The organism is Pseudomonas sp. ARP3 (genome assembly GCF_001029595.1).
In the GTDB taxonomy this organism is placed as follows: Bacteria; Pseudomonadota; Gammaproteobacteria; order Pseudomonadales; family Pseudomonadaceae; genus Aquipseudomonas; species Aquipseudomonas rhodesiae.
Map to the genome: position 1 here is coordinate 74,545 of NZ_LEKF01000012.1, position 12,891 is coordinate 87,435.

The 12,891-nt window shown below is 61.7% G+C and carries 12 protein-coding genes; 10 read left to right on the forward strand and 2 right to left on the reverse strand.

Annotation, left to right across the window (positions count from 1 at the left end; genetic code table 11):
• Window positions 1-185: 185 nt before the first annotated feature.
• The 3 genes from ABX75_RS15475 (at window position 186) to ABX75_RS15485 (ending at window position 2,923) form a co-directional block, all read left to right on the forward strand.
• Window positions 186-1,484: a serine/threonine protein kinase gene (locus tag ABX75_RS15475; protein ID WP_047882244.1), complete on the forward strand. Its 1,299-nt coding sequence runs from the start codon at window positions 186-188 to the stop codon at window positions 1,482-1,484.
• On the forward strand, window positions 1,477-2,265 hold the full coding sequence (locus ABX75_RS15480) for a VacJ family lipoprotein (protein ID WP_034096655.1): 789 nt from the start codon (window positions 1,477-1,479) through the stop codon (window positions 2,263-2,265). Before ABX75_RS15475 ends, ABX75_RS15480 begins: the two co-directional genes overlap by 8 nt.
• Before the next feature lie 187 nt (window positions 2,266-2,452).
• Window positions 2,453-2,923, forward strand: coding sequence for a hypothetical protein (locus ABX75_RS15485; protein ID WP_052229543.1), 471 nt, complete (start codon window positions 2,453-2,455; stop codon window positions 2,921-2,923).
• Between the two features lie 36 nt (window positions 2,924-2,959).
• On the opposite strand, the gene ABX75_RS15490 is transcribed toward ABX75_RS15485, so the two are convergent.
• Window positions 2,960-3,874 carry a DUF808 domain-containing protein gene (locus ABX75_RS15490; protein WP_047882245.1) on the reverse strand — a complete coding sequence of 305 codons (915 nt, stop codon included), beginning with the start codon at window positions 3,872-3,874 and terminating at the stop codon, window positions 2,960-2,962.
• Between the two features lie 135 nt (window positions 3,875-4,009).
• On the opposite strand from ABX75_RS15490, the gene ABX75_RS15495 reads away from it, so the two are divergent.
• Window positions 4,010-4,615, forward strand: a complete 606-nt coding sequence (locus ABX75_RS15495; protein ID WP_040266283.1) for a TetR/AcrR family transcriptional regulator — start codon at window positions 4,010-4,012, stop codon at window positions 4,613-4,615.
• Window positions 4,616-4,716: 101 nt separating this feature from the next.
• Here the strand turns inward: ABX75_RS15495 and ABX75_RS15500 are convergent, their stop codons facing one another.
• Window positions 4,717-5,157, reverse strand: coding sequence for a heme-binding protein (locus tag ABX75_RS15500; RefSeq protein ID WP_034137555.1), 441 nt, complete (start codon window positions 5,155-5,157; stop codon window positions 4,717-4,719).
• Between the two features lie 256 nt (window positions 5,158-5,413).
• On the opposite strand from ABX75_RS15500, the gene gcl reads away from it, so the two are divergent.
• The 6 genes from gcl to ABX75_RS15530 all read left to right on the forward strand — a co-directional run bounded on the left by gcl (window position 5,414) and on the right by ABX75_RS15530 (window position 12,878).
• The gene (gene gcl, locus ABX75_RS15505) at window positions 5,414-7,189 is read left to right on the forward strand and encodes a glyoxylate carboligase (protein WP_034096651.1); all 1,776 of its coding nucleotides are present in this window, start codon (window positions 5,414-5,416) and stop codon (window positions 7,187-7,189) included.
• Window positions 7,190-7,199: 10 nt separating this feature from the next.
• Window positions 7,200-7,994 (forward strand): hydroxypyruvate isomerase, encoded by a 795-nt coding sequence (gene hyi / locus ABX75_RS15510; protein ID WP_047882246.1) that lies wholly within the window; start codon window positions 7,200-7,202, stop codon window positions 7,992-7,994.
• A gap of 81 nt (window positions 7,995-8,075) precedes the next feature.
• Entirely contained in the window at window positions 8,076-8,966 is an 891-nt protein-coding gene (locus tag ABX75_RS15515) for a 2-hydroxy-3-oxopropionate reductase (protein WP_034096649.1), read from the forward strand.
• 212 nt (window positions 8,967-9,178) lie between these two features.
• Entirely contained in the window at window positions 9,179-10,459 is a 1,281-nt protein-coding gene (locus tag ABX75_RS15520; protein WP_047882247.1) for a glycerate kinase, read from the forward strand.
• Complete coding sequence (pyk, locus tag ABX75_RS15525) at window positions 10,449-11,864, forward strand: pyruvate kinase (RefSeq protein ID WP_034112697.1); 1,416 nt, start codon at window positions 10,449-10,451, stop codon at window positions 11,862-11,864. The genes ABX75_RS15520 and pyk overlap by 11 nt, the downstream gene beginning before the upstream one ends.
• A gap of 138 nt (window positions 11,865-12,002) precedes the next feature.
• Window positions 12,003-12,878 (forward strand): urea transporter, encoded by an 876-nt coding sequence (locus ABX75_RS15530; RefSeq protein ID WP_047882248.1) that lies wholly within the window; start codon window positions 12,003-12,005, stop codon window positions 12,876-12,878.
• Window positions 12,879-12,891 lie beyond the last annotated feature (13 nt).

Sequence of the window (12,891 nt, forward strand, 5' to 3'; positions counted from 1 at the left end):
TTAGCAAGGTGCATACACACAATTAGTGTTCAGCAGGGGCTGGCAAAGTGTATCGTCTGGCTACTATTACCCCGAATCCGACGGTTTTTTACGACTTTTCGCACCGAGTGCTGGCACTTCGGTGGTACGGCGGTGGTCATAGCCTGCGAACTTCATTCAGCACGTTTCCTCTTAGGGATTAAGTCATGCTCCGTTCCTTGCGCTGTGCTGCCTTACTGGGCAGCCTTTTTTTGAGTGCGTCAGCACTGGCCGTCGATATCGACCAAGCCAGCTATGGCTACCCTTTGACCAACCCGTTCGAAGCGACCATCGCCACGACCCCGCCAGATCTTCGGCCTAAGCTGCCGACCGACGACGAAATCAACCAGTCCGACTACACCCTGAATATGCGCCCGGAGCGCGAGTTCAGCCTGCCGGACAATTTCTGGGCGGTGAAGAAACTCACCTACCGTATCGCCAAGCAAGACCGCGCCGCGCCGTTGATCTTCCTGATCGCCGGCACCGGCGCGCGCTATGACAGCAGCCTCAACGAGTACCTGAAAAAGCTGTACTACCAGGCCGGCTACCATGTGGTGCAACTGTCGTCGCCCACCAGCTTCGACTTCATCGCCTCGGCATCGCGCTTCGCCACCCCCGGCATCAGCCAGGAAGACGCCGAGGACATGTACCGCGTAATGCAAGCCGTACGCGCCCAGAACGCCTCGTTGCCGGTCACCGACTTCTACCTCACCGGCTACAGCCTCGGCGCTCTGGATGCGGCGTTCGTGAGCAAACTGGACGAGACCCGTCGCAGCTTCAATTTCAAGAAAGTGCTGCTGCTCAACCCGCCGGTGAACCTCTACACCTCGATCACCAACCTCGACAAATTGGTCCAGACCGAGGTCAAGGGCATCAACAACACCACCACCTTCTATGAACTGGTGTTGAACAAGTTGACCCGCTACTTCCAGCAAAAGGGCTACATCGACCTCAATGACGCCCTGCTCTACGACTTCCAGCAGTCCAAGCAGCACCTGACCAACGAACAGATGGCCATGCTGATCGGCACCTCGTTCCGCTTCTCGGCGGCCGATATCGCCTTCACTTCGGACCTGATCAACCGTCGCGGCCTCATCATCCCACCGAAATACCCGATCACCGAAGGCACCAGCCTGACGCCGTTCCTCAAGCGCGCGCTGCAATGCGACTTCGATTGCTACCTCACCGAACAAGTAATTCCAATGTGGCGCGCCCGCTCCGACGGCGGCAGCCTGTTGCAACTGGTCGACCAGGTCAGCCTGTACGCGCTCAACGACTACCTGCACGCCAGCCCGAAAATCGCCGTCATGCACAACGCCGACGACGTGATCCTGGGCCCGGGCGACCTGGGCTTCCTGCGTAAAACCTTCGGCGATCGCTTGACCGTCTACCCCCTGGGCGGCCACTGCGGCAACCTCAATTACCGCGTCAACGCCGACGCCATGCTGGAGTTCTTCCGTGGCTAAATATCTTCTGCTGCTCGCTGCCCTGATGTGCGCGGGCGTGGCCAATGCCGATAACAGCAAGGCTCACGAGCCGACGCAGCTGGGTGATGACGGCTTCAAGCAACCGCTGACCAAGCTTAAATTCAACCCCGGCCTGGACCAGCGCGAGTTCGAGCGCTCCTCGCTCACCGCCCTCAATGTGTATGACCCGCTGGAGTCATGGAACCGTCGCGTGTACCACTTCAACTACCGTTTCGACCAATGGGTGTTCCTGCCCGTGGTCAACGGTTACACCTACGTGACCCCCAGTTTCCTGCGCACCGGCGTGAGTAATTTCTTCAACAACTTGGGCGACGTACCCAACCTGTTGAACAGCCTGCTGCAACTCAAGGGCCACCGTTCCCTGGAAACCACCGGGCGTCTGCTGCTCAACACCACCGTCGGCATCGCTGGGCTGTGGGACCCGGCTACCGCCATGGGCCTGCCGCGCCAGAGCGAAGACTTCGGCCAGACCCTGGGTTTCTATGGCGTGCCTGGCGGCGCATACGTGGTACTGCCGATCTTCGGCCCGTCGAACCTGCGCGACACCGCTGGCTTGCTGGTGGATTACACCGCCGAGTCGCAGATCAACTTCCTCAACGTCTCCGAAGTCAGCTCCAACCACCCGGAAATCTGGGCCCTGCGCGCGGTGGACAAGCGCTACCAGACCAGCTTCCGCTACGGTCAGATGAATTCGCCGTTTGAGTATGAAAAGGTGCGCTACATCTACACCGAATCGCGCAAGTTGCAGATTGCCGAGTAAGTGACGCGCACAAAAAGGCCATTCGATTGAATGGCCTTTTTTGTGTCCGACCGTGGCTGAAATGACATGGTTTGGAACCTTTCTTACCGATTCGCCACGCAAAGTCCGGTATCACGACCAGACAGGCCTGACAACTATCCGGCCGAGGCTCTATTACCAACCTTGAACTTTGCAGTGGACATTCCCTATGACGTTATCCGTTAACGCCCTCAACACCTTCGCGCCAACCCCCTCCTTCGCACCGGCAACCGCCCCTGAGCCAGCAGCCCACATTGACGTGGGCACCCCACGAGGGGCTTATGGCCGGCCAGCCGGCGATAACCGCAGCGCGCAAGAGATTTTCAAAGACAACCCGATTCTGAAAGATGTGCTCAAACGAGACGGATCTTTCTCAAGCGATTTTCTCAACCAGCTCAAGCAACAGACTGGCGATTGGAGCTCCGCCAACACCAACCCCGAATCACGCGCGAATGCCGCCTATAACCTGGCCGAAGTGGTTAACTACGTCGACGGCCGCGAAGGACTCAAACGGCAGGACGCTTCGCAACAGCACGATCAACACCTGCAGGGGTTTGGCCAATTCGGCAGTGTTTCGGCAGGTTCCGAAGCGCAGCTATTCAAGGCATTCAGCGTAAAGGGTTACGCAGCGTTGAAATAACCTGACTCTGCAGCAAGCGTGTGGTGGGCGCTGAACTCATGCCTTCACGACTCGCCACAGCTTGCTTGCGGTCGACACCAGCGCCAGCACAATCGCCCCGGCAATAATTCCCGCCACCGCATTAAGCAGCGTCGGCATCAACCACGCCACGGCGCCCGTGCTCTGGCTGACCGTCTCGATCCAGTGATGCACCACCGGCACGCCATGGGTCAGGATGCCGCCGCCCACCATGAACATCGCCGCCGTGCCGATCACCGACAGGCTCTTCATCATGTACGGCGCCGCGCGCAGGATGACGCCACCGACGCTGCGGGCCATCTGGCCGGGTTTCTGGCTCAGCCAAAGGCCCAGGTCGTCCAGCTTGACGATGCCCGCCACCAGCCCATAGACGCCGATGGTCATGACAATCGCAATGCCCGACAGCACGACCACCTGCTGCATCAATGGCGCAGCGGCCACGGTGCCCAGGGTGATCGCGATGATCTCGGCCGAAAGAATGAAGTCGGTACGCACCGCGCCTTTGATCTTGTCCTTTTCAAAGGCCACCAGGTCGGTGGCCGGGTCTGCAACGGCCTTCGTCAGTTGTTCGTGCTCGGCCTGGTCTCCGGCCTTGCTGTGCAGAAATTTATGCGCCAGTTTCTCGAAGCCCTCGAAACACAGAAAAGCACCGCCCAGCATCAACAAAGGGGTGACCGCCCAGGGGACGAAGGCGCTGATCAACAGCGCGGTGGGCACCAGGATCAATTTGTTGATAAACGAGCCCTTGGCCACCGCCCACACCACCGGGATTTCCCGCTCGGCGCGCACACCGGACACCTGCTGGGCATTGAGCGCCAGATCGTCGCCGAGCACGCCGGCGGTTTTCTTCGCGGCCATCTTTGTCATCAGAGCGACATCGTCGAGTACCGTGGCGATATCGTCGATCAACACCAGCAAACTGCTTCCTGCCATGAAACGCACTTCCGTAAGAGAAAAGATGACGCGAGCATAGCGCGGCGCAGGGCATTGCGGACACATTGTTGAGGCTCGCGGATAGCCGGTGCTACCATGCCCGACCGCCTGCACTGGCAAGGAAAACCCTGGTTTATGAGCACCATTCGCGAGCGCAACAAAGAAAAAATCCTGCGGGCGGCCAGCGAGGAGTTTGCCGACAAGGGCTTCGCCGCGACCAAAACCAGCGACATCGCCGCCAAGGCCGGGCTGCCCAAGCCCAACGTCTACTACTACTTCAAATCCAAGGACAACCTCTACCGCGAGGTGCTCGAAAGCATTATCGAGCCGATCCTGGCTGCGTCCACGCCGTTCAACCCCGAGGGTGAGCCGGCGGTGGTGCTGAGCAATTACATCCGCTCGAAAATCCGCATCTCCCGCGACCTGCCCTTCGCCTCCAAGGTGTTCGCCAGTGAAATCATGCACGGCGCCCCGCACCTGAGCGCCGAACAGGTCGAGCAGCTCAACGCCCAGGCCAAGCACAATATCGACTGCATCCAGAGCTGGGTTGATCGCGGCCTGATCGCGGCAATCGACCCCAACCACCTGATGTTCAGCATCTGGGCCGCGACGCAGACCTATGCCGATTTCGACTGGCAGATTTCCGCGGTGACCGGAAAAGCCAAGCTGGATGAGGCCGATTATGAAGCGGCGGCGCAGACCATTATCCGGTTGGTGCTCAAGGGCTGTGAGCCCGACTGATACACCGCAGAGCCGGTGCCCATCGTGGGCAAGGCCCCTCCCACAATCAACATTGTGGGAGGGGCCTTGCCCACGATGAGGCCCTGAAAGTCACACACTGTTCAAGCCGACACCCCCGCATCCGCCATTAACCCCACCCCCTCGATCGCCGTGATCGCACACTGCTCGTCAATATCCGACGTATCCCCACTGATCCCGATCGCCCCCAGCACCCCACCGTCTTGATCGCGAATCAACACGCCACCCGGCGCCGGCACCACGCTGCCCTGCCCCAGGCTGTTCAGCGCTGCGATAAACGCCGGACGTTGTTGCGCGTCCAGCGCCAGCAGGCGCGAACCCTTGCCCAGCGCAATCGCGCCCCAAGCCTTGCCGATGGCGATCTGCGGGCGCAGCAGGCTGGCGCCGTCTTCGCGTTGCAGGGTGATCAAATGGCCGCCGCTGTCGAGCACTGCGATGGTCAGGGGCGCGGCGCCAATCATACGGCCCGCTGTAAGGGCCTGGCTGGCGAGTTGAGTGGCGGTTTTCAAGGTTAAAGCGCTCATGGTGCCGTCCTTCTTTTGTTATTGGGAAAGCGATGGAGGTCTGATTGATCAGAAGCTCGATCGCACAAATAGAACACAATGACCTACTTTTTTGTATACAATATTTTCCAACATACCCACCACACGTCGAAAAAAGGCGTTCCGCCGAGCATGATCGGTCACGAATAAAATGCGTTGACCTGCACAGCTCGCCGTGAATACACTTTGGACAGACACCACTTGTATACAATTACAAAACGCAAGAGGCACCAAAATCATGAGCAAAATGAGAGCAATCGAAGCCGCCGTCCTGGTGATGCGCCGTGAAGGTGTGGACACTGCCTTCGGTATCCCCGGCGCCGCGATCAACCCGCTGTATTCGGCTTTGCAGAAAGTGGGCGGCATCGATCACGTCCTTGCTCGCCACGTTGAAGGCGCCTCGCACATGGCCGAGGGTTACACCCGCACCAAGGCCGGCAATATCGGTGTGTGCATCGGCACGTCGGGCCCGGCGGGCACCGACATGGTCACCGGCCTCTACAGCGCCTCGGCCGACTCGATCCCGATCCTGTGCATCACCGGCCAAGCGCCCCGTGCCCGCATGCACAAGGAAGATTTTCAGGCCGTGGACATCACCAGCATCGTCAAGCCGGTGACCAAATGGGCGACCACCGTGCTCGAACCCGGCCAGGTGCCCTACGCGTTCCAGAAAGCTTTTTATGAAATGCGCTCCGGCCGCCCCGGCCCAGTATTGATCGACCTGCCGTTCGACGTGCAAATGGCTGAGATCGAGTTCGACATTGACGCTTATCAGCCACTGCCGCTGGCCAAGCCGCTGGCCACTCGCGTACAGGTGGAGAAAGCCCTGGCCCTGCTCGACCAGGCGGAACGCCCGCTGTTAGTCAGCGGCGGCGGCGTGATCAACGCCGACGCCAGCGAGCTGCTGGTGGAGTTCGCCGAACTGACCGGCATTCCGGTGATCCCGACCCTGATGGGTTGGGGCACGATCCCCGACGATCACCCGCTGATGGTGGGCATGGTGGGTCTGCAAACCTCGCACCGTTACGGCAACGCGACCATGCTCAAGTCCGACGTGGTGCTGGGCATCGGTAACCGCTGGGCTAACCGCCACACAGGCTCGGTCGAGGTGTATACCGAAGGCCGTAAATTCATCCACGTGGACATCGAGCCGACGCAGATTGGCCGCGTTTTCACACCGGACCTGGGCATCGTGTCCGACGCCGGTTCTGCCCTGACGATGTTCATCGAAGTGGCCCGCGAATGGAAAGCCGCCGGCAAGCTCAAGGACCGCAGCGCCTGGCTGCATGATTGCCAGCAACGCAAGGCCACCCTGCAGCGCAAGACTCACTTCGATGCGGTGCCGGTCAAGCCGCAACGGGTGTACGAAGAGATGAACCAGGTGTTCGGCAAAGACACCTGCTACGTCAGCACCATCGGCCTGTCGCAGATTGCCGGCGCGCAGTTCCTGCACGTCTACAAGCCGCGCCATTGGATCAATTGCGGCCAGGCCGGCCCGCTGGGCTGGACGATTCCGGCTGCGCTGGGGGTGGTCAAGGCCGACCCGAGCCGCAAAGTAGTGGCGCTGTCCGGCGACTACGACTTCCAGTTCATGATCGAAGAACTGGCGGTGGGCGCGCAGTTCAAACTGCCGTACATCCATGTGGTGGTGAACAATTCCTACCTGGGTCTGATTCGCCAGGCCCAGCGTGGTTTTGAAATGGACTACTGCGTGCAGCTGTCTTTCGACAACCTCAACGCCCCGGAACTCAATGGCTATGGCGTGGACCACGTGGCCGTCGCCGAAGGCCTGGGTTGCAAGGCCCTGCGCGTGTTCGAACCCAGCCAGATCGCGCCGGCCTTGCGCCAGGCCGAGGCCATGATCGAAGAATTCAAGGTGCCGGTGATCGTTGAGATTATTCTGGAGCGGGTGACCAATATTTCCATGGGCACCGAGATCAACGCCGTCAACGAATTCGAAGACCTGGCCCTGGTCGGCAACGATGCGCCGACTGCCATTTCCCTGCTCGATTAAGGAGAACCCTATGCCGCGCTTTGCCGCCAACCTGTCCATGCTGTTCACCGAACAGGACTTTCTCGCTCGCTTCAAAGCGGCCGCCGATGCCGGCTTCCAGGGGGTGGAGTACCTGTTCCCTTACGAGTTCAGCTCTGCCGAGATCAAGGCGCAACTCGACGCCCATGGCCTGACTCAAGTGTTGTTCAACCTGCCGGCCGGTGACTGGGCCAACGGCGAGCGCGGCCTGGCGTGCCATCCGGACCGGGTCGAGGAATTCCGCGCCGGGGTCACGTTGGCCATCGCCTACGCCCAGGTGCTGGGCAATACGCAAATCAACTGCCTGGCCGGTATTCGCCCCGCCGGTGTCGACGACCAACAGCTGGAAGACACCTTCGTCGCCAACCTCAAGTACGCCGCCGACAAACTGAAAGCGGCGGGCATCAAACTGGTGATGGAAGCGATCAACACCCGCGACATCCCGGGCTTTTACCTGAACAACACCGCTCAGGCCCTAGCGATCCGCGAGCGGGTGGGCAGTGACAATCTGTTCCTGCAATACGACATCTACCACATGCAAATCATGGAAGGTGACCTGGCCCGCACCATGGCCGCGCACCTGGGTGAGATCAATCACATCCAACTGGCGGACAACCCTGGGCGCAACGAGCCGGGGACCGGGGAGATCAACTATCGCTTCCTGTTCGAGCACCTGGACCGGATCGGATACACGGGTTGGGTCGGTTGTGAATACAAGCCGTTGACCACCACCGAAGCGGGTCTTGGCTGGCTCAAAACCCTGTGGGCGGAGGCTTGCACCCGATAGCGGCAGCTCAGTCAACACTGTTTTGCCTGGCACACCGTCATCGGGGGCAAGCCCCCTCCCACATAACAAGAGGATTTCATCATGGCTAAAATCGGCTTTATCGGCACCGGCATCATGGGCCAACCCATGGCCGCCAACCTGCAAAAAGCAGGTCATCAACTGTTCCTCTCCGAGCACCACGGCAAGGCCCCGCAAGCACTGATCGACGCAGGCGCCGTGGCGCTGGCCAGCCCGCAGCAAGTGGCTCAGGAGGCCGAGTTCATCATTGTCATGGTGCCGGACACTCCGCAGGTCGAGGACGTGCTGTTCCGTACCGACGGCGTGGCCGCCGGGCTGTCGCCGAACAAGGTGGTGATCGACATGAGTTCGATCTCGCCCACCGCCACCAAGAGCTTCGCCGCCAAGATCAACGAGCACGGCGCGCAGTACCTCGATGCGCCAGTGTCCGGCGGTGAAGTCGGCGCCAAGGCCGGTACTTTGAGCATCATGATCGGTGGCGAGCCACAGACCTTTGAGCGCGCCCTGCCGCTGTTCCAAGCCATGGGCAAAAACATCACGTTGGTGGGCGGTAATGGCGATGGCCAGACCGCCAAGGTCGCCAATCAGATCATTGTGGCGCTGAACATCCAGGCGGTGGCCGAAGCGTTGCTGTTCGCCGCCAAAAACGGGGCCGACCCAGCCAAGGTGCGCGAAGCGCTGATGGGCGGTTTTGCCTCGTCGAAAATCCTCGAAGTACACGGCGAACGCATGATCAAGGGCACCTTCGATCCGGGCTTCCGCATCAACCTGCACCAGAAGGATTTGAACCTGGCCCTGGCCGGTGCCAAAGAACTGGGGATCAACCTGCCGAACACTGCCGGTACTCAGCAGGTGTTCAGCACCTGTAATGCGCTGGGGGGCGGGAATTGGGACCATTCGGCGCTGATCAAGGGCTTGGAGCATATGGCGAATTTCTCGATTCGCGATCAGTAATGCCTTGATCAAATGTGAGAGGGGGCTTGCTCCCGATAGCATGTCTTCTGTAGCTGATAGACCGCTATCGGGGGCAAGCCCCCTCCCACAGGTGGCTCCATTTCAAAGTAGGCCCCATTTCAAAGTAGGGCCTATTCCAAAGTAGGGCCTATTCCTAGGCCAAGGCTGAAATAGCTGCACGTCTAATAACAAAAATATCCGGGAGCCCGCTTATGTCGGTCGATCCGCAACACCTGCTTCGCGAGCTGTTTGCCACAGCCATCGACGCCGCCCACCCCCGGCAAGTCCTTGAACCCTATCTGCCCGCCGACCGTAGCGGCCGCGTGATCGTGATCGGTGCCGGCAAGGCGGCCGCCGCCATGGCGCTCGTGGTCGAAAACTGCTGGCAAGGCGAAGTCACCGGCCTGGTGGTCACCCGCTATGGCCACGGGGCTCCTTGCAAGAAAATCGAAGTGGTCGAAGCCGCGCACCCGGTGCCCGATGCCGCCGGCCTGGCGGTAGCCCAGCGCGTGCTGGCGTTGATCAGCAACCTCAGCGAAAACGATCGCGTGATCTTCCTGCTCTCCGGCGGCGGCTCAGCCTTGCTGGCTCTGCCCGCCGAAGGCATCAGCCTGGCCGACAAACAGGCCATCAACAAAGCCCTGCTCAAGTCCGGCGCGACCATCGGCGAGATGAACTGCGTGCGCAAGCACCTCTCGGCGATCAAGGGCGGGCGTCTGGCCAAGGCCGCGTGGCCGGCCACGGTGTACACCTACGCGATTTCCGATGTGCCGGGCGACCAGGCCACGGTGATCGCCTCCGGCCCCACCGTCGGCGACCCGAGCACGTCGCAACAGGCGCTGGCGATCCTCAAGCGCTACCGCATCGACGCGCCCGCCTCGGTGCGCAGCTGGTTGCAGAACCCGGCGTCGGAAACCGTCAAGCCCGGCGACCCGGTGCTTGCCCGCAGCCATTTCCAATTGATCGCCCGCCCGCAGCAATCCCTTGAAGCGGTGGCGGTGAAAGTGCGCCAGGCCGGTTTCAGCCCGCTGATCCTCGGCGATCTGGAAGGCGAAGCGCGGGACGTGGCCAAGGTGCATGCCGGTATCGCCCGGCAGATCGTGCAGCATGGCCAGCCGCTGGCGGCGCCGTGCGTGATCCTGTCCGGCGGCGAAACTACCGTGACCATTCGCGGCGAGGGCCGTGGCGGGCGCAACGCAGAGTTCCTGCTGAGCCTCACCGATAGCCTCAAGGGCCTGCCCGGCGTGTACGCACTGGCCGGTGACACCGACGGCATCGACGGCTCCGAAGACAACGCCGGCGCGATCATGACCCCGTGCAGTTACGCGCGCGCCGAAGCCCTCGGCCTGTCGGCCAGCGACGAGTTGGATAACAACAACGGTTACGGCTATTTCGCCGCCCTCGACGGGTTGATCGTCACCGAGCCCACGCGCACCAACGTCAACGACTTCCGCGCCATCCTGATCCTTGAGACTGCCCACCATGACGCCTGACAAAAAGGTCAAAATCCTCGCCACCCTGGGCCCGGCCATCGACGGTATCGATGACATCCGCGAGCTGGTGGAGGCCGGAGTAAATATCTTCCGCCTCAACTTCAGCCACGGCGAGCACGCCGATCACGCCCAGCGCTACCAGTGGATCCGTCAGGTGGAGCGCCAGCTCAATTATCCGTTGGGCATCCTCATGGACCTGCAAGGGCCGAAGCTGCGGGTCGGGCGTTTTGCCGACGGCTGCGTGCAACTGCTGCGCGGCCAGGCGCTGCGCCTGGACTTGGATGAAACCCCGGGGAATGAGCGCCGGGTCAACCTGCCCCACCCGGAAATCATCGCGGCCCTGGAACCGGGCATGGACCTGCTGCTCGACGACGGCAAACTGCGCCTGCGGGTAGTCAGCAAACACAAGGATGCCATCGACACCACGGTGCTGAACGGCGGCGAATTGTCCGATCGCAAAGGTGTGAACGTCCCACAAGCGCTGTTGGAACTGAGCCCCCTCACCGCCAAGGATCGCCGCGACCTGAGCTTCGGCCTGGAGCTGGGTGTGGACTGGGTGGCGCTGTCGTTCGTGCAGCGCCCGGAAGATATCCGTGAGGCCCGCGAGCTGATCGGTGATCGGGCGTTCTTGATGGCCAAGATCGAGAAACCCTCGGCCGTGCAGCACCTGCGGGAAATCGCCCACCTGAGCGATGCGATCATGGTGGCCCGGGGTGACTTGGGGGTGGAGGTGCCGGCCGAGAGCGTGCCGCAAATCCAGAAAACCATCATTCGCACCTGCCGCGAGTTGGGCAAACCGGTGGTGGTGGCCACGCAGATGCTCGAATCCATGCGTTTCTCCCCGGCGCCGACCCGCGCCGAAGTCACCGATGTGGCCAACGCCGTGGCCGAAGGCGCGGATGCGGTGATGCTGTCGGCGGAAACCGCGTCGGGCGACTACCCGTTGGAAGCCGTGCAGATGATGAGCAAGATCATCCGCCAAGTGGAAAACGGCCCGGACTACCAGACGCAACTGGAGGTCAACCGGCCCAAAGCGGAAGCCACGGTATCGGACGCCATCAGCTGCGCGATCCGCCGCATCAGCAACATCCTGCCGGTGGCGGTGCTGGTGAACTACAGCGAGTCCGGCAGCTCCACCCTGCGCGCGGCGCGGGAACGACCGGTGGCGCCGATCCTCAACCTGACGCCGAACCTGTCCACCGCGCGGCGCTTGAGCGTGGCATGGGGCGTGCATTCGGTGGTCAACGATCGGCTGCGTCAGGTCGATGAGGTGTGTTCGACGGCGCTGGAGATTGCCCAGGCCCAGGGTATGGCAGAGCGTGGGGATACGTTGGTGATTACTGCCGGGGTGCCGTTCGGGCAGCCGGGGTCGACCAACTCGCTGCGCATAGAGGTGTTGATCTAGCGTCTGTAGCGGCCCCATCGGGGGCAAGCCCCCTCCCACATTGGACTGCATTCACAGCTATGACTTTGTGAACCCAATCAAGTGTGGGAGGGGGCTGGCCCCCGATGGGTTTCACCCCAGCCCAACTGAATACCCACCATGCACAACCCAACCTGCCCCGACTGGGCCGAAGCGTTGCTCAACGGCTTCAGCCAGATTTTCCTGCAACGCCATCCTCTGTGCGGCCTGCTCTGCCTGCTGGCGATCCTGATCAGTGCCCCGGCGTTGTTCGGCGGTGCGTTACTCGGTGGCGTCGCCGGTTTGCTCACGGCCCAGCGCCGCGGCTATCCCAAAGCCGAGCGCCAGGCCGGTTTGTATAGCTACAACGGCGTGCTGCTGGGGTTGCTGATCAGCCAGCACTTGCCGTGGTCGGCGATGCTGCCGCCATTGATCCTGGCGGGCGGCGGCGTCAGCGCTATGCTCACGCGGCAATGGTTGAAACACGCCAGCCAGACCGATGACCTGCCGGCCTACACCGCGCCTTTTGTCGGTCTAGGTTGGCTGCTGCTGGGCCGCGCGACGCCCGGCGAGGCGGCCACGCTCAGCGCCGACGCCTTCGGCCTGTTCAGCGCGCCTTTCACCGGCCTGGCCCAGGTCATGTTGCTGGATCAGCCATTGGCCGGCGGCCTGATTGCGTTGGGCCTGTGGCTGGCCAATCGGCGCGCCGTGTTGTGGGCGTTCATCGGTGCCGGCAGCGGCGCATTGTTCGCCCTGGGGTTGGGTGAAACCACACACGCCCTGCTCGGCCTGCACAGCTACAACCCAGCGCTGGTGGCCCTGGCGTTAAGTCAGATCAGTCGTCGGGCCTGGCTGCCCCTGGCCGGTATCCTGCTGGCGATCCTGCTGACGCCGGGCTTCGCCGCCCTGCACCTGCCGGTACTGACCGCGCCGTTTATCCTCGCGTGCTGGTTGGTGCTCGCCAGCCGCAGGATGCTTCGGAAACCGCGCATGGACAGCCCCTTCGAATCCCCCTAGGCTTGCTCGAAAA